Origin of the sequence: Streptomyces lasalocidi (assembly GCF_005280215.1) — a bacterium.
GTDB lineage: Bacteria > Actinomycetota > Actinomycetes > Streptomycetales > Streptomycetaceae > Streptomyces > Streptomyces longwoodensis.
The window spans coordinates 5,217,351-5,238,104 of sequence record NZ_SZNQ01000001.1; the positions used below are offsets into that span (position 1 = coordinate 5,217,351).

The window sequence follows — 20,754 nt, forward strand, 5'->3', positions numbered from 1 at the left end:
GCGTCGTACGGGCCGTCCCCCTTCCGAGGGGGGCGGCCCTTCTGCATGTCCACGTCCACGGTACGATCACGCTCTTCGGTCGCCCGTTCGACCGCGCAAACCCAGGAACACCACTTCCCGAGGGGGGACTTGTGGGTACACCCACGTCCGGGGGACGGCGTCACAGACGCCGTGTACGGATCGCCCTGCCCGTGGCCGCGGCCGGCCTCGCCGCCGCCGTCGCAGGCGTCCTGCTGACGTCGTCCGCACAGGCGGCCGAGACCCCGCCGAAGCCGACGGTCAGCGCACCGTCCCAAGCCGAGCTGGAGAAGCGGCTTGCGATCGCCGTCGCCGGTGACGACACCCCGGGGCACACCGGCAAGGAGGCGCTGAGCGGGAGCACCCGTACCCGCACCGCCGACCCGAAGATCATCGGTGGCACCACGGCGACCATCGCCAACGCCCCGTACATGGCGCAGCTGTGGTACGGCGACGACCGCGGTACCACCACCACCGCCGACGACATCGGCTTCTTCTGCGGCGGCGTGGTCGTGGCCCCGACGAAGATCCTCACCGCCGCGCACTGCGTCCGCGACGAGTACAACAAGAACTACAGCTGGTACTCCCACGGCACCGTCATCACCGGCACCTCCCAGCTGCCGACGGTCGACAGCACGGGCCACATCACCGACCTGCACGGCGGCAACGCGAGCGGTGTCTGGCGGCAGTGGAACCACCCGTCGTACAGCCCGGCGACCATCAACAACGACATCGCCGTGCTGACGCTGCCCAACCCGATCAAGGCCACGCCGATCCGGATGACGACGGCCACCGACACGGCGTCGTACGCCGCCGGCACCCCGGCCACGCTGTTCGGCTGGGGCCGCACCAGCTCCACCACGCAGGACATCTCCGACGTGCTGAAGACGGCGACCCTGCCGATCCAGTCGGACACCACCTGCGCGACTGCCTACGGCGCGGACTTCGTCAAGGGCCACATGGTGTGCGCGGGCACCCCCGCCACCGGCACCGACGAGGGCACCACCTCCGCCTGCAACGGCGACTCCGGCGGCCCGCTGATCGTCAAGGGCCGGATCGTGGGCGTCGTCTCCTGGGGCGTCGAGGACTGCGTCGCGAGCGGCGCGTACAGCGTCTTCACCAAGGTCTCGTCCTACGTCGGCGCCGCCTACCCGCGCGTGGAGGACACCAACCTTAACGGTGACCACCTCGCCGACCTGTTCGTGCGCAACGCCTCCACCAAGACCGCCTACAGGATCGTCTCCAAGGGCACCTCGCTGGCCGCCCGCGAGTCCTGGGGCAACTGGAACGGCTACAACCTGATCGTCCAGACCGACCTCGACCGGGACGGCTACCAGGACCTGATCATGCGCCGGTCCTCCGACGGCGACGTCTTCTGGGAGCACTACGTGCCCGCCACCGACTCGTGGACGACCAAGCTGATCGGTGACAACTGGAAGACCCGCCTGAACATCGTCGCCCCCGGCGACATGACCGGCGACTACCTGCCCGACCTGCTGGCCGTGGACTCCACGGGCGCGCTCTGGCTGTACGCGGGCAAGGGCAACGGAGGCTTCGCCGCTCCCCTCAAGGTCGGCGCCGGCTTCAACAACTTCAACCTCGTGCGCGGCCACGGCGACTTCAACGGTGACGGCAACGCCGACCTGCTCGCCCGCAACAAGAGCACCGGCGCCGTGTACCTGTACCGCAGCAAGGGCGTGGCCTCCACGGCCCTGTGGCAGCCCGCGCTGAAGGTCGCCACCTGGACCAACACGACGTACAACGCGCTCGTGACGGTCGGCGACCTCAACAGCGACGGCAAGGCCGACCTGCTGGCCCGCACCCCCGGCGGCACGCTCTACCTGTACAAGGGGACCGGCGCCAACACGACTGCGAGCTTCGCCACACGCGTCTCCCTCGGCACCGGATTCCAGCAGTACGACCTCCTCGGCTGACCCCGCAGGTGAGCGGGGTGCACCCGCTCCACCGGTGACCCACCGTGCCCGTCCTGTCACCAGGGCGGGCACGGTCCGTCGTGCAACCCTTTCCCCGGTTTCCCCGTCTGACGGACGGGGTGACGATGGAGCGGTACGGGTCCGTACGACGGACAGCACCAGGCCTGATCCCGACCGCAGGGGGTATCCGACCGCGCACCGACGAACCGAGGAGCACATGTCCGCCGAGAGCACGCCGGAGCCCGGCATACCGGGTGATGACAACGGCACCACCGGTCCCGACAGCGGCAGAGGCCGCCGCAAGCCCCGCGCCCGGCGCCGGGGGCTGATGATCGCGGCGTGGACCGCCGCGGGCGTGGTCGTCCTCGGTGGCACCGGCCTCGGGTACGTGTACTTCAAGCTCAACGGCAACCTCAAGAGCGTCGACATCGACCAGGCCCTCGGCACCGACCGGCCCACCAAGGCCGACAACGGCAGCGAGAACATCCTGGTCCTCGGCTCCGACACGCGCTCCGGCAGCAACAAGAAGCTCGGCGGCGGCACGGACGACGGCAGCGCCCGCTCCGACACGGCGATGATCATCCACGTGTACCAGGGCCACCGGAGGGCGAGCGTGGTGTCCATCCCGCGCGACACGCTGATCGACCGTCCCGCCTGCACCGACCCCAAGGGCGTCACCCACGACGCCGCCCGGGACGTCATGTTCAACTCGGCGTACTCCACCGGCGGGGCCGCCTGCGCGGTGAAGACCGTCGAGTCGATGTCCGGCGTGCGCATGGACCACTACCTCGAGGTCGACTTCGCCGGCTTCCAGAAGCTCATCGACCAGCTCGGCGGGGTCCGGATCACCACCACCAAGGACATCGACGACCCCGACAGCCACCTGCGGCTCAAGGCCGGCGCGCACACCCTCGACGGCGAGCAGGCCCTCGGCCTGGTCCGCACCCGGCACGGCGTGGGCGACGGCTCCGACCTCGGGCGCATCCAGCTCCAGCAGGCGTTCGTCAAGGCACTGCTCGACCAGGTCGAGCACGTCGGCCTGCTCGGCAACCCGAAGAAGCTGCTGGACCTCGCCGACACCGCGACGAAGGCCGTGACGACCGACTCCGCACTCGGCTCGGTGAACTCCCTGATGTCCTTCGCGGACGGCCTGAAGGGCATCGGCGCGTCCGACATGACCATGGTCACCCTGCCGGTCCGGTACGACCCCGCGGACCCCAACCGGGTCCTCGTCGAGCAGTCCAAGGCCCGCCTGGTGTGGAACGCGCTGAGGACGGACACGGCGATTCCGAAGGCGGCGACGACCGGTACGGCCACGGGTGAGGCGGCGGGTGTGGTGACGGCCTCGTAGTCGTCCGTGGGTGCGTCGTGGCCGTTCGCGCAGTTCCCCGCGCCCCTGGGGGAAGCACAGCGGAACCCATCTCGAAGGGGCGCGGGGAACTGCGCGACGAGCCACGACGGGCCCGCACCCGCCCGCGGCGACAGGCCCCCACCCCCGTGGGCGCCCCCGGGAATAGAACACCCGCACCCCCGGTTTGGGAGGATGGCGCCAGTCCTGGCAGACTGGTACGTCGACTCCGGTTCACGCCCCCGCACCCCGCGGCGGCGACCCGGCGTCCTCCCGATACCTAGGAGACACCTTGAAGCGCGACATCCACCCCGAGTACGTCGAGACGCAGGTCAGCTGCACCTGCGGCGCGTCGTTCACCACCCGCAGCACCATCGAGTCCGGCACCATCCGGGCCGAGGTCTGCTCCGAGTGCCACCCGTTCTACACGGGCAAGCAGAAGATCCTCGACACCGGTGGCCGTGTGGCCCGCTTCGAGGCCCGCTTCGGCAAGGCTTCCGCCGGCTCCAAGAAGTAGCGAGCCCCTCTTCGCCGGTCCACGGTCGCGCCCCCGCCCGGGGCGTGCCCGGGACCGGCGTTTTTGGTCGCCCGCACTTCACCCACGTACGCAACAGGAGCCCAAGATGTTCGAGGCCGTCGAGGAACTGGTCACCGAGCACGCCGACCTGGAGAAGAAGCTCGCCGACCCGTCGGTCCACTCCGACCAGGCCAACGCGCGCAAGCTGAACAAGCGCTACGCCGAGCTCACCCCGATCGTCGCCACGTACCGCTCCTGGAAGCAGACCGGCGACGACATCGACACCGCGCGCGAACTGGCCGCCGACGACCCCGACTTCGCCGCCGAGGTCAAGGAGCTGGAGCAGCAGCGCGAGGAGCTGACGGAGAAGCTGCGGCTGCTGCTGGTCCCGCGCGACCCCAGCGACGACAAGGACGTCATCCTGGAGATCAAGGCGGGCGCCGGCGGTGACGAGTCCGCGCTGTTCGCCGGCGACCTGCTGCGGATGTACCTGCGCTACGCCGAGCGCGTCGGGTGGAAGACCGAGATCATCGACGCCACCGAGTCCGAGCTGGGCGGTTACAAGGACGTCCAGGTCGCCGTGAAGACCCGCGGCACGACCGAGCCCGGCCAGGGCGTGTGGGCCCGGCTGAAGTACGAGGGCGGGGTGCACCGCGTGCAGCGCGTGCCCGCCACCGAGTCGCAGGGCCGCATCCACACCTCCGCCGCCGGTGTGCTCGTCACGCCCGAGGCGGAGGAGGTCGACGTCGAGATCAACCCCAACGACCTGCGCATCGACGTCTACCGCTCGTCCGGCCCCGGCGGGCAGTCGGTGAACACCACCGACTCCGCCGTGCGCATCACGCACCTGCCGACCGGTGTCGTCGCCTCCTGCCAGAACGAGAAGAGCCAGCTGCAGAACAAGGAGCAGGCCCTGCGCATCCTGCGCTCCAGGCTGCTCGCCATCGCGCAGGAGGAGGCGGAGCGCGAGGCCGCCGACGCCCGCCGCAGCCAGGTCCGCACCGTCGACCGCTCCGAGAAGATCCGCACCTACAACTTCCCGGAGAACCGCATCTCGGACCACCGGGTCGGCTTCAAGGCGTACAACCTGGACCAGGTCCTGGACGGCGACCTCGACGCGGTGATCCAGGCGTGCGTCGACGCGGACTCGGCGGCGAAGCTCGCGGCCGCGTAGCGGCGCACCGGCGCAAACGACGTACCGAGGACGACACGGAGGACGCGCGTGCAGCAACCTTTTGGGGGGCGACCCCCGAGCCCCCGGAGCCTGCTGCTCGCTGAGGTGGCCCAGGCCACCCAGCGGCTGGCCGACGCCGGCGTGCCCTCACCGCGCACCGACGCCGAGGAGCTCGCCGCGTTCGTGCACGGCGTCAAGCGCGGCACCCTGCACCTGGTGAAGGACTCCGACTTCGACGCCCGCTACTGGGAGGTCATCGCCCGGCGCGAGCAGCGCGAGCCGCTCCAGCACATCACCGGGCGGGCCTACTTCCGCTACCTGGAGCTCCAGGTGGGCCCCGGCGTCTTCGTGCCCCGGCCGGAGACCGAGTCCGTGGTCGGCTGGGCCATAGACGCGGTGCGCGCCATGGACGTCGTCGAGCCGTGCATCGTCGACCTGTGCACCGGCTCCGGCGCCATCGCGCTCGCCCTCGCCCAGGAGGTGCCCCGCTCGCGCGTGCACGCCGTGGAGCTGTCCGAGGACGCCCTGGTGTGGACCCGCAAGAACGTCGCCGGGTCGCGCGTCGACCTGCGCCAGGGCGACGCGCTGACCGCGTTCCCCGACCTCGACGGCCAGGTCGACCTGGTCATCTCCAACCCGCCGTACATCCCGCTCACCGAATGGGAGTACGTCGCCCCCGAGGCCCGCGACTACGACCCCGAGCTGGCGCTGTTCTCCGGCGAGGACGGCCTGGACCTGATCCGGGGCATCGAGCGCACCGCGCACCGGCTGCTGCGCCCCGGCGGTGTCGTCGTCATCGAGCACGCCGACACCCAGGGCGGCCAGGTGCCGTGGATCTTCACCGAGGAGCGGGGCTGGGCCGACGCGGCCGACCACCCCGACCTCAACAACCGGCCACGCTTCGCCACCGCCCGCAAGGCCCTGCCGTGACCACCCCCACCCACCACCCGCAGTACGTGTACGAGGAGGCCCGCTAGAGATGGCTCGGCGATACGACACCAACGACGCGACCGACCGAGTGACCGGTCTGCGCGAGGCCGCGTCCGCCGTCCGCCGTGGCGAGCTCGTGGTCCTGCCGACCGACACGGTGTACGGCATCGGCGCGGACGCCTTCTCCCAGGAGGCCGTCGGCGACCTGCTGGAGGCCAAGGGCCGCGGCCGCAACATGCCCTCGCCCGTCCTCATCGGCTCCCCGAACACCCTGCACGGCCTGGTCACCGACTTCTCCGAACTGGCCTGGGAACTGGTCGACGCCTTCTGGCCGGGCGCCCTCACCCTGGTCGCCAAGCACCAGCCGTCCCTGCAGTGGGACCTCGGCGACACCCGGGGCACCGTGGCCGTGCGGATGCCGCTGCACCCGGTCGCCATCGAACTGCTCACCGAGGTCGGCCCGATGGCGGTCTCCTCCGCCAACCTCACCGGCTTCCCGGCGCCGGAGAACTGCGACGCCGCCCAGGAGATGCTCGGCGACTCCGTCTCCGTCTACCTCGACGGCGGACCGACCCCCGGCAACGTGCCCTCGTCGATCGTCGACGTGACCCGTGAGGTGCCGCTGCTGCTGCGCGCGGGCGCGATCTCCGCCGAGGAGCTGCGGAAGGTGGTACCCGACCTCGAGGTGGCGAATTGACGGCCCCTGACGCGGGGCGTGGCATAGGCGACCGGGAGAGCGCGGCGGAGATCACCACGACCTTCGTGGGACTGCCGCGCGACAGTTTCCGCATCCTCCACGTCAGCACCGGCAACGTGTGCCGCTCGCCCATCACCGAGCGGCTCACCCGGCATTACGTGAAGCAGCGGCTCGGCATCCTGGGCGGCGCACTGGTCGTGGAGAGCGCCGGCACCTGGGGCCACGAGGGCGCGCCGATGGAGTCCCACGCCGAGCAGGTGCTGGCCGACTTCGGCGCGGACGCCTCCGGGTTCGTCGGGCGGGAGCTGCTCGACGAGCACGTCATCCACGCCGACCTGGTGCTGACGGCCACCCGCGACCACCGCGCCCAGGTCATCTCCATGGGGCACTCGGCGGGGCTGCGCACCTTCACGCTGAAGGAGTTCACCCGGCTGGTGAAGGCCATCGACCCGGCCACCCTGCCGCCGCTGGAGGAGGGCGTGGTCCAGCGCGCCCGCGCCCTGGTCCGCGCCGCCGCCGCGCTGCGCGGCTGGCTGCTGGCGCCCACCGCCGAGGCGGACGAGGTGTACGACCCGTACGGGGCGCCCCTGACGTTCTTCCGTTCGATCGGCGACGAGATACACCAGGCGCTGGACCCGGTGGTGACGGCCCTGACCGGCGTCCCGGCCCGCACCGGCTGACGCCGTCCCGCCGGCGCCGTCCCGCGTCCCCGCCCGCGCCTCCCGAGCCGTCCCCACGCCGTGCCGTCCCGGGCCGGGCCCCGGTCGCCGCAGCATCGCGGGCGTGCCCGGAGTGCCGGGCCTACATTGGACGTACGTCAGCGTCGACGCGTCCGGAGCCCGTCATGACCGTCAGCCATGCCCTCGGGGCCGACCTGCTGCGGCGGCAGGATCCCGAGCTCGCCGAGATCCTGCTCGCGGAGCGGATGCGCCAGGCGACGACGCTCCAGCTGAGCGCCGCCGAGAACTTCAGCTCACCGGCCGTGCTGGCCGCGCTCGGCTCCCCGCTCGCCAACAAGTACGCCGAGGGCTACCCCGGCGCCCGCCACCACGGCGGCTGCGAGATCGTCGACATGGCCGAGCGGGCCGCCGTGGACCGCGCCAAGGCTCTGTTCGGCGCCGAGCACGCCAACGTCCAGTCCCACTCGGGCTCCTCGGCCGTGCTCGCCGCGTACGCCGCCCTGCTGCGGCCCGGCGACACCGTGCTCGCCCTCGGGCTGCCCCACGGCGGTCACCTCACCCACGGCTCGCCCGCGAACTTCTCCGGCCGCTGGTTCGACTTCGTCCCCTACGGGGTGGACGCGGAGACCGGACTCGTCGACCGGGAGCAGGTGCGCACCCTGGCCCGCACCCACCGGCCCAAGGCGATCGTGTGCGGCTCCATCGCCTACCCCCGCCACCTCGAGTACGCCTTCTTCCGCGAGGTCGCCGACGAGGTGGGCGCCTTCCTCGTCGCGGACGCCGCCCACCCCATCGGGCTGGTCGCGGGCGGGGCGGCACCCAGTCCGGTGCCGTACGCCGACGTCGTGTGCGCGACCACGCACAAGGTGCTGCGCGGACCGCGCGGCGGGATGCTGCTGTGCGGCGCGCACCTCGCCGAGCGCGTGGACCGGGCGGTGTTCCCGTTCACCCAGGGCGGCGCGCAGATGCACACCATCGCCGCGAAGGCGGTCGCGTTCGGGGAGGCGGCCACCCCGGCGTTCTCCGCGTACGCGCACCGGGTCGTCGCCAATGCGCGCGTGCTCGCGGCCGGACTGGCGGCGCAGGGCCTGGCCGTCACCACCGGCGGCACCGACACGCACCTCATCACGGCCGACCCGGCGCCGCTCGGCGTCGACGGGCGCACCGCGCGCGGACTGCTGGCCGGGGCCGGGATCGTGCTGGACTGCTGCGCCCTGCCGCACGCCGACCTGCGCGGCCTCCGGCTGGGCACGGCCGCGGTGACCACCCAGGGCATGGGGGAGGAGCAGATGTCCGCCGTCGCGACGCTGATGGCCCGGGTGCTGCGCCGGGCGACCGACGCCCAGCGGGCCCGGGACGACGTCCGCGACCTGGTGGCGGCCTTCCCGCCGTACCCCGGATGAGGGGGGTGGTGGCGGGCCCGCACACCCCCCGGTGCGCCCCGTGCGACGGACCCCACAGCCATACGTGCAACCATCGTTGCTACCCGGAAGTCCTCATCCACATGCGGCCGTCGCTAGGGTGTGGGGCTGAGATGGCCAGCGAGACCTGTGGGGAAGCCCGTGCGTGAATACCTGCTGACGCTCTGCGTCACGGCCGCGGTGACGTATCTGCTGACAGGGCCGGTACGGAAGTTCGCGATCGTGGCCGGGGCGATGCCGGAGATCCGGGCACGTGACGTGCACCGGGAGCCCACTCCGCGCCTCGGCGGGATCGCCATGTTCTTCGGGCTGTGCGCGGGCCTGCTGGTCGCGGACCACCTGGCCAACCTCAACCAGGTCTTCGAGAAGTCGAACGAGCCGCGCGCCCTGCTCAGCGGCGCCGCGCTGATCTGGCTGATCGGCGTCCTCGACGACAAGTTCGAGATCGACGCGCTGATCAAGCTGGGCGCGCAGATGATCGCGGCCGGTGTGATGGTCATGCAGGGCCTGACGATCCTGTGGCTGCCCATCCCGGGCGTCGGCACGGTCGCGCTGACCCAGTGGCAGGGCACCCTGCTCACGGTGGCGCTGGTGGTCATCACCATCAACGCGGTGAACTTCGTGGACGGCCTGGACGGTCTCGCGGCCGGCATGGTGTGCATCGCGTCGGCGGCGTTCTTCATGTACGCCTACCGCATCTGGTACTCGTACGGCATCGAGGCCGCGGCCCCGGCGACGCTGTTCGCGGCGGTGCTGATGGGCATGTGCGTGGGCTTCCTGCCGCACAACATGCACCCGGCGCGCATCTTCATGGGCGACTCCGGCTCCATGCTGATCGGACTGGTGCTGGCGGCGGGCGCAATCTCGGTGACCGGCCAGGTCGACCCGGACGTGATGAAGCTGTTCTCCGGGTCCGAGCGCAACGCGGTGCACCAGATGGTGCCGGTCTACATCCCGCTGCTGATGCCGCTCACCATCATCGCGATCCCGGCGGCCGACCTGATCCTGGCGATCGTGCGGCGCACCTGGCGCGGCCAGTCGCCGTTCGCGGCGGACCGCGGGCACCTGCACCACCGGCTGCTGGAGATCGGGCACTCGCACAGCCGCGCGGTGCTGATCATGTACTTCTGGTCGGCGCTGATCGCGTTCGGGGCGCTGGCCTACTCGGTGAACTCGGCGTCGATGTGGATCGTCCTGGGCGTGGTGGGTCTCAGCGCGGTCGGCCTGGTGCTGCTCCTGCTGCCGCGGTTCACGCCGCGCGCCCCGCGCTGGGCCGAGGCGTTCGTGCCGCCGCGCTACCGGCGGCGCCGTACGGCGCCCGCGCCCGGTGCGGCGGAGGGTGCCGGGAGCGCGGAGAACGCCGCGAGCGCGGAGGCGGCCGACGACGAGCCGCGCGCTCCCGTCCCGGTCGGCGTCTCGGGCGGCCCGGGGGCGCCCGGCGTCAACGGAGCGACCGCTCTGGGCGCTCGTTCGCGTGTTCCCCGCGGGTGAGGAGGCCACCGGTCCCCTCCTCGGGGCCGTCGGGCGCTGGGTAAGAATCTGACTAGAACATTGCCAACTCGTGGGGGAGCGAACCGCCCCAATACCAGACAAGTCGGCGCTGTTTTCGCTCAGACGCGCAGGGTCACCCTCACGTGTGACAGTCAGCACACCATCCAGGTAAAGACCTCATCAAATAGTTTGTGATACGGTTCACGAGAACCCCCGGTAGAGCCGACAGACCGCACTGCGACGGTCCGACGGCACGAGGTCTCGACCGCCTCAGCCGGGACTACGCTCGTCCATGACGACACCCCAGCCCCCTTTTGAACGCGGAGTTGCCGCCATGCCGTCCAACGACGTCCGGATCCTGGCCCAGGCCGCTGTGCCCACGGCTGCCGTCGGCGCGATCGCCGCCGTCGTCAGTGGTGTGGTCGCCGGCGGGAAGGGTGCGGTCGGGGCGGTCGTGGCAGCCGTGCTGGCGATCCTCTTCATGGGGATCGGTCTCTACGTCCTGCAGCGGACGGCGAAATCGCTCCCGCACCTCTTCCAGGCCATGGGTCTGATGCTGTACGCCGCGCAGATCCTGCTGCTGTTCGTCTTCCTCGCCGTGTTCAAGGACACGACGCTGTTCAACCCCCGGGCGTTCGCGCTCACCCTTGTCGCCGCCACCCTCACGTGGATCGCCGCCCAGACGCGCGCCCACATGAAGGCCAAGATCCTCTACGTCGAACCCGAAAAATCGGGGCACTCGTCGTGAGGGGTAGGGCCGGGATAAGGACGCCTGAGAGATCCTGCTATCGTCCGGTGCCAACTGCGGCATCGCGGGCGCGGGCATTCGAGCTGACGCCTGCTCAAGCGCGAGGCGAGATGCCCCTCAGCCGCCCCCACATCCGTAACACCAGTCCCGTGCCGAACCGCGGCTCGCTGCCGCGCCGACACAACGAGGTTGCCGTACCTATGCGCCACGCTGAAGGAGCCCGCGGTGAGTGCTGATCCGACGCAGGTGCTCGCCTTCGAGACCGACTGCCACATCTTCGACGGCTGTGGCTTCCCGGCTCCCGGCCTGCACTCGTTCCTGTTCGAGCCCCTGTGGGGCGACGGCGACAGCAACGTGTACTTCAACAAGACGATGCTGCTGGCGCTGCTCGGTTCCATCGTCATCGTCGGTTTCTTCTGGGCCGCCTTCCGCAAGCCGAAGGTCGTCCCCGGCAAGCTGCAGATGGTCGCCGAGGCGGGCTACGACTTCATCCGCCGCGGAGTCGTGTACGAGACCATCGGCAAGCGGGAGGGCGAGAAGTACGTCCCGCTGATCGTCTCGCTGTTCTTCTTCGTGTGGATGATGAACCTCTGGTCGATCATCCCGCTCGCCCAGTTCCCGGTCACCGCGATCATCTCGTACCCGGCCGTGCTCGCCCTCGTGGTCTACGTCCTGTGGGTGTCGCTGACCTTCAAGCGCCACGGCTTCGTGGGCTTCTTCAAGAACGTCACGGGCTACGACAAGTCGCTGGGAGCGGTCCTGCCGCTCGCGATGCTCATCGAGTTCTTCTCGAACCTGCTCGTGCGCCCCTTCACGCACGCCGTCCGGCTCTTCGCGAACATGTTCGCCGGTCACACCCTGCTGCTGCTCTTCACGATCGCCAGCTGGTACCTGCTGAACGGCATCGGGATCGCCTACGCCGGCGTCTCGTTCATCATGACCATCGTGATGACGGCCTTCGAGCTCTTCATCCAGGCCCTTCAGGCGTACGTCTTCGTCCTCCTGACGTGCACCTACATCCAGGGCGCGCTCGCCGAGCACCACTGAGCCCCGCCCCGCACCACCCCCCAGCCGTCCGGTGGCCAACCCCCACCGGTCCGTAAAGAAAAGGAAGAACTGGCATGTCCCAGACCCTTGCCGCTGTTTCCGGCTCGCTCGGCTCCATCGGTTACGGCCTCGCTGCCATCGGCCCCGGCGTCGGCGTCGGCATCATCTTCGGTAACGGCACCCAGGCCCTCGCCCGTCAGCCCGAGGCCGCCGGCCTGATCCGCGCCAACCAGATCCTCGGCTTCGCCTTCTGTGAGGCGCTCGCCCTGATCGGTCTGGTCATGCCGTTCGTCTACGGCAAGTGATCTGACGATTCACGATCAGCCGACTAGACGAAAGGCACTGACATGAGCCAGCTGCTCATTCTGGCGGCCGAGGAGACCGAGAATCCCCTCGTCCCGCCGATCCCCGAGCTCGTCATCGGCCTCATCGCCTTCGTCATCGTCTTCGGCTTCCTCGCCTGGAAGCTCCTCCCGAACATCAACAAGGTTCTGGAAGAGCGTCGCGAGGCCATCGAGGGCGGTATCGAGAAGGCCGAGGCCGCGCAGACCGAGGCTCAGAGCGTCCTCGAGCAGTACAAGGCCCAGCTCGCCGAGGCCCGGCACGAGGCCGCGCGCCTGCGCCAGGAGGCACAGGAGCAGGGCGCCGCACTCATCGCCGAGATGCGTGCGGAGGGCCAGCGCCAGCGCGAGGAGATCGTCACCGCCGGTCACGCCCAGATCGAGGCCGACCGCAAGGCCGCGTCCTCCGCGCTGCGTCAGGACGTCGGCAAGCTGGCCACCGAGCTGGCCGGCAAGCTCGTCGGTGAGTCCCTCGAGGACCACGCCCGGCAGAGCCGCGTGATCGACCGCTTCCTCGACGAGCTCGAGGAGAAGGCCGAGGCGGCGCGATGAACGGAGCGAGCCGCGAGGCCCTGGCAGCCGCACGTGAGCGTCTCGACGCGCTGACGGACTCCACGACCGTGGACGCCGCGCGGCTCGCCGACGAGCTGGCGGCCGTCACCGCGCTGCTCGACCGCGAGGTGTCGCTGCGTCGGGTCCTGACCGACCCGGCGCAGGCCGGAGAGGCCAAGGCCGAACTGGTGCAGCGCCTGCTCGGCGCCCAGATCAGCGGCCACGCCGCCGACCTGGTGGCCGGTCTGGTGCGTTCCCGCTGGTCGCAGCCGCGCGACCTGGTGGACGCGCTGGAGGAGCTGGCGAACACCGCCGACCTCACGTCCGCCCAGCGGGCCGGCACGCTCGACGACGTCGAGGACGAACTGTTCCGCTTCGGCCGGATCGTCGCCTCGAACACCGAGCTGCGCGCCGCACTGACGGACCGGAAGGCCACCGGAACGGCCAAGAGCGTGCTGCTGGGCAGCCTGCTCGGCGGCCGGGCCGACGCGGCCACCGAGCGTCTGGTCACGCGCCTGGTGAGTGCGCCGCGGGGTCGTAGCCTGGAAGCGGGACTGGACTCGCTGTCCAAGCTCGCCGCCGAGCGCCGCAACCGCGTCGTGGCCGTGGTCACCTCGGCGGTGCCGCTGAGCGACGGGCAGAAGCAGCGCCTGGGCGCCGCCCTGGCGAAGCTCTACGGCCGCAGCATGCACCTGAACCTCGACGTGGACCCCGACGTCCTCGGCGGGATCCGGGTGCAGGTCGGCGACGAGATCATCAACGGCTCGATCGCGGACCGCATCGACGACGCCGCCCGCCGCATGGCGAGCTAGCAGCCAACTCAACACGAACGTACCTACGGCCCTGGTTGGGCCGTGCAGAGGATTCACCTCTTTTGGGGGGGATCCCCATACCCCCCAAGTGAAACTTCGGGCCCAACAAGGAGAGCAGGGAACCCAGATGGCGGAGCTCACGATCCGGCCGGAGGAGATCCGGGACGCACTGGAGACCTTCGTCCAGTCGTACAAGCCGGACGCGGCCTCGCGCGAGGAGGTCGGGACGGTCACCGTTGCCGGCGACGGCATCGCCAAGATCGAGGGACTGCCCTCGGCCATGGCGAACGAACTGCTGAAGTTCGAGGACGGATCCCTCGGTCTCGCGCTGAACCTGGAAGAGCGCGAGATCGGTGCGGTCGTCCTGGGCGAGTTCAGCGGCATCGAGGAGGGTCAGCCGGTCACGCGCACCGGTGAGGTCCTCTCCGTCGCGGTCGGCGAGGGCTACCTCGGCCGTGTCGTCGACCCGCTCGGCAACCCGATCGACGGCCTCGGCGAGATCGAGACGTCCGGCCGTCGCGCCCTCGAGCTGCAGGCCCCCACGGTCATGCAGCGCAAGTCGGTGCACGAGCCCATGGAGACGGGCTACAAGGCCGTCGACGCGATGACCCCGATCGGCCGTGGTCAGCGTCAGCTGATCATCGGTGACCGCCAGACCGGCAAGACCGCGCTGGCCGTCGACACGATCATCAACCAGCGCGACAACTGGCGCTCGGGCGACCCGAAGAAGCAGGTCCGCTGCATCTACGTCGCCATCGGCCAGAAGGGCTCCACCATCGCCGGCGTGCGCCGCGCGCTGGAGGAGAACGGCGCCCTGGAGTACACGACCATCGTCGCCGCCCCGGCGTCCGACCCGGCCGGCTTCAAGTACCTGGCGCCGTACACCGGTTCGGCCATCGGTCAGCAGTGGATGTACGAGGGCAAGCACGTCCTCATCATCTTCGACGACCTCTCGAAGCAGGCCGACGCCTACCGCGCCGTGTCGCTGCTGCTGCGCCGCCCGCCGGGCCGTGAGGCCTACCCGGGTGACGTCTTCTACCTGCACTCCCGGCTGCTGGAGCGCTGCGCCAAGCTCTCCGACGAGATGGGTGCCGGTTCGATGACCGGTCTGCCGATCGTCGAGACCAAGGCCAACGACGTCTCGGCGTTCATCCCGACCAACGTCATCTCCATCACCGACGGCCAGTGCTTCCTGGAGTCGGACCTGTTCAACGCCGGTCAGCGCCCCGCGCTGAACGTCGGCATCTCCGTGTCCCGCGTCGGTGGTTCCGCGCAGCACAAGGCGATGAAGCAGGTCTCCGGCCGTCTGCGCGTCGACCTCGCCCAGTTCCGTGAGCTGGAGGCGTTCGCCGCCTTCGGTTCCGACCTGGACGCGGCCTCGAAGTCGCAGCTGGAGCGCGGTCAGCGCATGGTCGAGCTGCTGAAGCAGGACCAGTACCAGCCGATGTCCACCGAGGACCAGGTCGTCTCCGTCTGGGCCGGCACCACCGGCAAGATGGACGACGTGCCGGTCGCCGACATCCGCCGCTTCGAGCGGGAGCTGCTGGAGTACCTGCACCGCAAGGAGCAGGGCCTCATGACCTCCATCCGTGAGGGCGGCAAGATGTCCGACGACACCCTCACGGCCGTCGCCGACGCGATCACGGAGTTCAAGAAGCAGTTCGAGACCTCCGACGGCAAGCTCCTCGGCGAAGAGGCTCCGGCCGCTGCCGCCAAGTGACGTAGGAAGGACCTGACTCATGGGAGCCCAGCTCCGGGTCTACAAGCGTCGCATCCGATCCGTCACCGCGACCAAGAAGATCACCAAGGCGATGGAGATGATCGCCGCCTCGCGCGTCGTCAAGGCGCAGCGCAAGGTGGCGGCCTCCACGCCGTACGCGCAGGAACTGACCCGCGCGGTCACGGCGGTCGGTACGGGTTCGAACACCAAGCACCCGCTCACCACGGAGGCGGAGAACCCGGCCCGTGCCGCGGTCCTGCTCCTCACGAGCGACCGCGGTCTGGCCGGTGCCTTCAACTCCAACGCCATCAAGGCGGCGGAGCAGCTGACCGAGCGCCTGGAGCGCGAGGGCAAGCAGGTCGACACGTACATCGTCGGCCGGCGCGGTGTCGCCCACTACAACTTCCGTGAGCGCAAGATCTCGGAGTCGTGGACGGGCTTCACCGACGAGCCGACGTACGCGGACGCCAAGAAGGTCGCGGCGCCCCTCATCGAGGCCATCGAGAAGGACACGGCCGAGGGCGGGGTGGACGAGCTCCACATCGTCTTCACCGAGTTCGTCTCGATGATGACGCAGACGGCGCTCGACGCCCGGCTGCTGCCGCTGCGGCTGGAAGAGGTCGCGCAGGAGGCCAAGCCGCAGGGCGAGATCCTCCCGCTCTACGACTTCGAGCCCTCCGCGGAGGACGTCCTCGACGCGCTGCTGCCGCGCTACGTGGAGAGCCGGATCTACAACGCGCTGCTCCAGTCGGCCGCTTCGAAGCACGCCGCCACGCGGCGCGCGATGAAGTCGGCCACCGACAACGCGGGCGAGCTGATCAACACGCTGTCCCGTCTTGCCAACGCGGCCCGCCAGGCCGAAATCACCCAGGAAATCAGCGAGATCGTCGGTGGCGCCAGTGCCCTGGCCGACGCGACCGCGGGGAGTGACCGATAATGACCACCACTGTTGAGACCGCGACGGCTACGGGCCGCGTCGCCCGGGTCATCGGCCCGGTCGTCGACGTGGAGTTCCCCGTCGACGCGATGCCGGACATCTACAACGCCCTTCACGTCGAGGTGGCCGACCCGGCCAACGCCGGCGAGAAGAAGACGCTGACCCTGGAGGTCGCCCAGCACCTGGGTGACGGCCTGGTCCGCACCATCTCCATGCAGCCCACCGACGGTCTGGTCCGCCAGGCCGCGGTCACCGACACCGGCAACTCCATCACGGTGCCGGTCGGCGACTTCACCAAGGGCAAGGTGTTCAACACCCTCGGTGAGGTGCTGAACGTCGACGAGCAGTACACCGGCGAGCGCTGGGGCATCCACCGCAAGGCCCCGAACTTCGACGAGCTCGAGTCGAAGACCGAGATGTTCGAGACCGGCGTCAAGGTCATCGACCTGCTGACCCCGTACGTCAAGGGCGGCAAGATCGGTCTGTTCGGCGGTGCCGGCGTCGGCAAGACGGTGCTCATCCAGGAGATGATCTACCGCGTCGCCAACAACCACGACGGTGTCTCCGTGTTCGCCGGTGTCGGTGAGCGCACCCGTGAGGGCAACGACCTCATCGAGGAGATGTCGGACTCGGGCGTCATCGACAAGACCGCCCTGGTCTTCGGTCAGATGGACGAGCCCCCGGGCACCCGTCTGCGCGTCGCGCTGGCCGGCCTCACCATGGCCGAGTACTTCCGTGACGTCCAGAAGCAGGACGTGCTGTTCTTCATCGACAACATCTTCCGCTTCACGCAGGCCGGTTCCGAGGTCTCCACGCTGCTCGGCCGCATGCCGTCCGCGGTGGGCTACCAGCCGAACCTGGCCGACGAGATGGGTCTGCTCCAGGAGCGCATCACGTCGACCCGCGGTCACTCGATCACCTCGATGCAGGCGATCTACGTCCCCGCGGACGACCTGACCGACCCGGCCCCGGCCACCACCTTCGCCCACCTCGACGCGACGACGGTGCTGTCCCGTCCGATCTCGGAGAAGGGCATCTACCCGGCCGTGGACCCGCTGGACTCCACGTCCCGCATCCTGGACCCGCGCTACATCACGGCGGACCACTACAACGCGGCCATGCGCGTGAAGACGATCCTGCAGAAGTACAAGGACCTGCAGGACATCATCGCGATCCTCGGCATCGACGAGCTCGGCGAGGAGGACAAGCTCGTCGTCCACCGTGCCCGTCGCGTGGAGCGCTTCCTGTCCCAGAACACCCACGTCGCCAAGCAGTTCACCGGCGTGGACGGTTCGGACGTGCCGCTGGACGAGTCGATCGCCGCGTTCAACGCGATCTGCGACGGCGACTACGACCACTTCCCGGAGCAGGCGTTCTTCATGTGCGGTGGTCTCGAGGACCTGAAGAAGAACGCGAAGGAGCTGGGCGTCTCCTGACCCCCGGCTGCCCGTGTGACGCGTGAGGGGGCGGGGTCGTCCCGCCCCCTCTGTCACGCCCCTTAGACTTGTACCCAACACCCGGCGAGCAAGAGCCGGGTGGTGACCCGAGGAGCCTCTCTTGGCTGCTGAGCTGCACGTCGAGCTGGTCGCCGCCGACCGCCAGGTCTGGTCCGGCGAGGCCACCCTGGTCGTCGCGCGCACCACGTCCGGCGACATCGGCGTCATGCCCGGTCACCAGCCGCTGCTCGGTGTGCTGGAGTCGGGCCCCGTGACCATCCGTACGAGTGACGGTGGAACGGTCGTCGCCGCGGTGCACGGCGGTTTCATCTCGTTCGCGGACGACAAGCTGTCGCTGCTGGCGGAGATCGCCGAACTGTCGGACGAGATCGACGTCCAGCGCGCCGAGCGGGAGCTGGAGCGCGCGAAGGCCGAGGGCGACGCCTTCGCCGAGCGGCGCGCGGAGGTCCGCCTGCGGGCGGCGACCACGCACTGAGCACAGCGCGTATGCGATGACGTCACTCAGCCGCGGTCGGCACCGGAGCAATCCGGCGCCGGCCGCGGCTGAGGTGAATCTGGATGTTTTTTCCGTTCCGTTATCTAGGAGTCGAGGAGGTCGGTAGTCGATGGTCCTCGCTCTGACTGTGTGCGGAATCGTCGTCGCCCTCATGGGGCTGGGTCTGTTCGTCTTCGGTCTGCGGCGCAGGCTGATCCAGCGCTCCGGGGGTACCTTCGACTGCAGCCTGCGCTGGGACGTGCCGGAGAGGCCGGACACGAGCGGCAAGGGCTGGTCCTACGGGGTGGCCCGGTACAGCGGCGACCGCCTGACCTGGTTCCGGGTCTTCTCCTACGCCCCCCGCCCGCGCCGGGTCCTGGAGCGCGCCTCGATCGAGGTGGCCGGGCGCCGGCTGCCCGAGGGCGAGGAAGAGCTGGCGCTGCTGTCGGACGCGGTGGTCCTGGTCTGTCTCCATCAGGGGACGCGTCTCGAACTCGCCATGAGCGAAGACGCGCTGACCGGATTTCTCGCGTGGCTTGAGGCAGCCCCGCCCGGTCAGCGCGTCAACGTCGCCTAGAGCACGTACTTACGGGTCTAGCGGGTTCCTACAGATTGCTGTTGATCGCGCTCACCAGCTCGCCGTTCGCGGTGTCACCGCTGAACTCCCAGAAGAAGGCGCCGCCCAGGCCCTGGTTCTTCGCCCAGGCCATCTTGGTGGCGATGGTGGCCGGGGTGTCGTAGGACCACCAGTTGGTGCCGCAGTGGGCGTACGCGGTGCCGGCGATGGTGCCGGTGGCCGGGCAGGACGTCTTGAGGACCTTGTAGTCCTCGATGCCCTGCTCGTAGGTGCCGGCCGCGGGGCCGGTGGCCGTGCCGCCCGGGGCGTCCTGGGTGACGCCGGTCCAGCCGCGGCCGTAGAAGCCGATGCCGATGAGCAGCTTGTTGGCGGGGACCCCGATCGCCTTGAACTTGGCCATCGCGTCGGCGGTGGTGAAGCCCGCCTTGGGGATGCCGGTGTACGAGGTGAGCGGGGAGTGCGGGGCGGTCGGGCCCTTGGCGTCCCACGCGCCGAAGAAGTCGTACGTCATCACGTTGTACCAGTCGACGTACTGCGCGGCGCCCGCGTAGTCGGCGGACTCGATCTTGCCGCCGGCCGAGCCGTCGGCCGTGGTGGCCGCGGTGACCAGGTTGTTGGCGCCGAACTTGGCGCGCAGCGCGGCCATCAGGTTCTTGTACGCCGCCGCACCCGAGGTGTCACAGCTCAGACCGCAGGCGTTCGGGTACTCCCAGTCGATGTCGATGCCGTCGAAGACGTCGGCCCAGCGCGGGTCCTCGACCAGGTTGTAGCAGGACTGGGCGAACGCGGCCGGGTTGGCCGCCGCCTGGCCGAAGCCGCCGGACCAGGTCCAGCCGCCGAAGGACCACAGGATCTTGATGTTCGGGTACTTGGCCTTCAGCTTGCGCAGCTGGTTGAAGTTGCCGCGCAGCGGCTGGTCCCAGGTGTCGGCGACGCCGTCGACGGACTGGTCGGCGGTGAAGGCCTTGTCGTAGTCGGCGTAGGAGTCACCGATGGCGCACTGGCCGTTGGTGACGTTGCCGAAGGCGTAGTTGATGTGGGTGATCTTGGCCGCGGAGCCCGACGTCACCAGGTTCTTGACGTTGTAGTTGCGGCCGTAGATGCCCCACTCGGTGAAGTAGCCGAGCTTGACCTTGCCGCCGGGGGGCGGGGGAGTGGTGGTCCCGCCGGTGGTGTGGACGGCGACCGAGCCGCTGACCGGGCCCGTCTGGTCGGCGGTGTCGCGGGCCTGCACCGTGTAGGTGTAGTCGGTGCCCGCGGTCAGCCCGGTGTCGGTGTACGACGTGGTGGTCACGGTGGCGACCTTGGCGCCGTCGCGCAGGACGTCGTAGTTCTTGACGCCCTTGTCGTCGGTGGCCGCGCTCCAGCTGAGCTTCACCGAGGTGTCGGTGACGGAGGAGGCGGTGGGGGTGCCGGGCGCGGAGGGGGCGGTGTCACCGGGGACGGTGGGGCCGCCGTCACAGCTGCCGCCGTTCAGCTTGCAGTTGGCGGGCGAGCCGGGGCCGCTGCCGTTGAAGCCGAAGGAGACGGAGGCACCGGGGGCGATGGTGCCGTTCCAGCCGACGTTCTTGGCGGTCCAGTGGTCGCCGGAGTTGGTGACCGTGGCGTCCCAGGCCGAGGTGACCTTGGTGCCGGAGGGGAAGTCCCACTCCACGGTCCAGGAACTGATGCTGCTGGTGCCGGTGTTCTTCACGGTCCACTGACCGCCGAAGCCGGTACCCCAGTCGCTGGTCTTGGTGAAGGTGGCGGTGGCGTTCGAAGCGGCCTCCGCCTGGCTCGCGATGCCGACCAGTCCGGCCAGCGGGAGCACCAGGGTGGCCAGGGCGGCCGCCGCTTTGTGTCTGAAGCGCATCCTGCGTCCTCTGTTTGGGGGAGCGG

At 69.9% G+C, this 20,754-nt stretch carries 20 protein-coding genes; 19 read left to right on the forward strand and 1 reads right to left on the reverse strand.

Annotated features, from left to right (window positions below; all coding sequences use genetic code 11):
• The first annotated feature begins 191 nt into the window (after nt 1-191).
• From E4U91_RS23645 to E4U91_RS23740, 19 genes are all read left to right on the forward strand, one after another.
• Nucleotides 192-1,952: a trypsin-like serine protease gene (locus E4U91_RS23645; protein ID WP_241678672.1), complete on the forward strand. Its 1,761-nt coding sequence runs from the start codon at nt 192-194 to the stop codon at nt 1,950-1,952.
• Between the two features lie 217 nt (nt 1,953-2,169).
• Nucleotides 2,170-3,303 (forward strand): LCP family protein, encoded by a 1,134-nt coding sequence (locus E4U91_RS23650; protein WP_137308691.1) that lies wholly within the window; start codon nt 2,170-2,172, stop codon nt 3,301-3,303.
• A gap of 289 nt (nt 3,304-3,592) precedes the next feature.
• Nucleotides 3,593-3,817: a 50S ribosomal protein L31 gene (gene rpmE / locus E4U91_RS23660; RefSeq protein WP_003973638.1), complete on the forward strand. Its 225-nt coding sequence runs from the start codon at nt 3,593-3,595 to the stop codon at nt 3,815-3,817.
• A 106-nt stretch (nt 3,818-3,923) separates the two neighbouring features.
• Complete coding sequence (gene prfA / locus E4U91_RS23665; protein ID WP_137308693.1) at nt 3,924-4,991, forward strand: peptide chain release factor 1; 1,068 nt, start codon at nt 3,924-3,926, stop codon at nt 4,989-4,991.
• 90 nt (nt 4,992-5,081) lie between these two features.
• Complete coding sequence (gene prmC / locus E4U91_RS23670) at nt 5,082-5,921, forward strand: peptide chain release factor N(5)-glutamine methyltransferase (protein WP_067237353.1); 840 nt, start codon at nt 5,082-5,084, stop codon at nt 5,919-5,921.
• Between the two features lie 49 nt (nt 5,922-5,970).
• Nucleotides 5,971-6,618: an L-threonylcarbamoyladenylate synthase gene (locus tag E4U91_RS23675; protein WP_137308694.1), complete on the forward strand. Its 648-nt coding sequence runs from the start codon at nt 5,971-5,973 to the stop codon at nt 6,616-6,618.
• A complete protein-coding gene (locus E4U91_RS23680) occupies nt 6,615-7,298 on the forward strand; it encodes an arsenate reductase/protein-tyrosine-phosphatase family protein (RefSeq protein ID WP_137308695.1) in 684 nt (227 codons plus the stop codon). Before E4U91_RS23675 ends, E4U91_RS23680 begins: the two co-directional genes overlap by 4 nt.
• Nucleotides 7,299-7,462: 164 nt before the next feature.
• Nucleotides 7,463-8,701: a serine hydroxymethyltransferase gene (locus tag E4U91_RS23685; RefSeq protein ID WP_137308696.1), complete on the forward strand. Its 1,239-nt coding sequence runs from the start codon at nt 7,463-7,465 to the stop codon at nt 8,699-8,701.
• 159 nt (nt 8,702-8,860) lie between these two features.
• Nucleotides 8,861-10,210: an MraY family glycosyltransferase gene (locus E4U91_RS23690; RefSeq protein WP_137308697.1), complete on the forward strand. Its 1,350-nt coding sequence runs from the start codon at nt 8,861-8,863 to the stop codon at nt 10,208-10,210.
• Nucleotides 10,211-10,544: 334 nt separating this feature from the next.
• Entirely contained in the window at nt 10,545-10,958 is a 414-nt protein-coding gene (locus E4U91_RS23695) for a Cg1360 family ATP-synthase-associated protein (RefSeq protein WP_067237139.1), read from the forward strand.
• A 225-nt stretch (nt 10,959-11,183) separates the two neighbouring features.
• Nucleotides 11,184-12,005, forward strand: a complete 822-nt coding sequence (gene atpB, locus E4U91_RS23700) for a F0F1 ATP synthase subunit A (RefSeq protein WP_067237141.1) — start codon at nt 11,184-11,186, stop codon at nt 12,003-12,005.
• Nucleotides 12,006-12,079: 74 nt separating this feature from the next.
• A complete protein-coding gene (gene atpE / locus E4U91_RS23705; RefSeq protein ID WP_024884520.1) occupies nt 12,080-12,310 on the forward strand; it encodes an ATP synthase F0 subunit C in 231 nt (76 codons plus the stop codon).
• 42 nt (nt 12,311-12,352) lie between these two features.
• Complete coding sequence (locus E4U91_RS23710; protein WP_067237143.1) at nt 12,353-12,898, forward strand: F0F1 ATP synthase subunit B; 546 nt, start codon at nt 12,353-12,355, stop codon at nt 12,896-12,898.
• Nucleotides 12,895-13,710: a F0F1 ATP synthase subunit delta gene (locus tag E4U91_RS23715; protein ID WP_137308698.1), complete on the forward strand. Its 816-nt coding sequence runs from the start codon at nt 12,895-12,897 to the stop codon at nt 13,708-13,710. The genes E4U91_RS23710 and E4U91_RS23715 overlap by 4 nt, the downstream gene beginning before the upstream one ends.
• 127 nt (nt 13,711-13,837) lie before the next feature.
• On the forward strand, nt 13,838-15,430 hold the full coding sequence (gene atpA, locus E4U91_RS23720) for a F0F1 ATP synthase subunit alpha (RefSeq protein ID WP_137308699.1): 1,593 nt from the start codon (nt 13,838-13,840) through the stop codon (nt 15,428-15,430).
• A 19-nt stretch (nt 15,431-15,449) separates the two neighbouring features.
• Nucleotides 15,450-16,367: a F0F1 ATP synthase subunit gamma gene (locus E4U91_RS23725; protein WP_137308700.1), complete on the forward strand. Its 918-nt coding sequence runs from the start codon at nt 15,450-15,452 to the stop codon at nt 16,365-16,367.
• Nucleotides 16,367-17,803: a F0F1 ATP synthase subunit beta gene (gene atpD, locus E4U91_RS23730; protein ID WP_137308701.1), complete on the forward strand. Its 1,437-nt coding sequence runs from the start codon at nt 16,367-16,369 to the stop codon at nt 17,801-17,803. Before E4U91_RS23725 ends, atpD begins: the two co-directional genes overlap by 1 nt.
• Nucleotides 17,804-17,924: 121 nt before the next feature.
• Nucleotides 17,925-18,299 (forward strand): F0F1 ATP synthase subunit epsilon, encoded by a 375-nt coding sequence (locus E4U91_RS23735; RefSeq protein ID WP_067237156.1) that lies wholly within the window; start codon nt 17,925-17,927, stop codon nt 18,297-18,299.
• Nucleotides 18,300-18,429: 130 nt separating this feature from the next.
• Nucleotides 18,430-18,876 (forward strand): DUF2550 domain-containing protein, encoded by a 447-nt coding sequence (locus E4U91_RS23740; protein ID WP_137308702.1) that lies wholly within the window; start codon nt 18,430-18,432, stop codon nt 18,874-18,876.
• A gap of 28 nt (nt 18,877-18,904) precedes the next feature.
• Here E4U91_RS23740 and E4U91_RS23745 read toward each other — a convergent pair whose 3' ends face one another.
• Nucleotides 18,905-20,728: a glycoside hydrolase family 18 chitinase gene (locus tag E4U91_RS23745; protein WP_137308703.1), complete on the reverse strand. Its 1,824-nt coding sequence runs from the start codon at nt 20,726-20,728 to the stop codon at nt 18,905-18,907.
• Nucleotides 20,729-20,754: the final 26 nt, after the last annotated feature.

Excerpts from the sequence above, each read along its gene's own strand:
- E4U91_RS23650 (WP_137308691.1), top strand. The coding sequence starts at position 2,170 with ATGTCCGCCGAGAGCACGCCGGAGCCCGGCATACCGGGTGATGACAAC.
- E4U91_RS23725 (WP_137308700.1), top strand. The coding sequence starts at position 15,450 with ATGGGAGCCCAGCTCCGGGTCTACAAGCGTCGCATCCGATCCGTCACC.
- E4U91_RS23715 (WP_137308698.1), top strand. The coding sequence starts at position 12,895 with ATGAACGGAGCGAGCCGCGAGGCCCTGGCAGCCGCACGTGAGCGTCTC.
- E4U91_RS23745 (WP_137308703.1), bottom strand. The coding sequence starts at position 20,728 with ATGCGCTTCAGACACAAAGCGGCGGCCGCCCTGGCCACCCTGGTGCTC.
- prfA (WP_137308693.1), top strand. The coding sequence starts at position 3,924 with ATGTTCGAGGCCGTCGAGGAACTGGTCACCGAGCACGCCGACCTGGAG.
- atpD (WP_137308701.1), top strand. The coding sequence starts at position 16,367 with ATGACCACCACTGTTGAGACCGCGACGGCTACGGGCCGCGTCGCCCGG.
- atpA (WP_137308699.1), top strand. The coding sequence starts at position 13,838 with ATGGCGGAGCTCACGATCCGGCCGGAGGAGATCCGGGACGCACTGGAG.
- E4U91_RS23710 (WP_067237143.1), top strand. The coding sequence starts at position 12,353 with ATGAGCCAGCTGCTCATTCTGGCGGCCGAGGAGACCGAGAATCCCCTC.
- E4U91_RS23740 (WP_137308702.1), top strand. The coding sequence starts at position 18,430 with ATGGTCCTCGCTCTGACTGTGTGCGGAATCGTCGTCGCCCTCATGGGG.
- atpE (WP_024884520.1), top strand. The coding sequence starts at position 12,080 with ATGTCCCAGACCCTTGCCGCTGTTTCCGGCTCGCTCGGCTCCATCGGT.
- E4U91_RS23675 (WP_137308694.1), top strand. The coding sequence starts at position 5,971 with ATGGCTCGGCGATACGACACCAACGACGCGACCGACCGAGTGACCGGT.
- E4U91_RS23685 (WP_137308696.1), top strand. The coding sequence starts at position 7,463 with ATGACCGTCAGCCATGCCCTCGGGGCCGACCTGCTGCGGCGGCAGGAT.
- E4U91_RS23695 (WP_067237139.1), top strand. The coding sequence starts at position 10,545 with ATGCCGTCCAACGACGTCCGGATCCTGGCCCAGGCCGCTGTGCCCACG.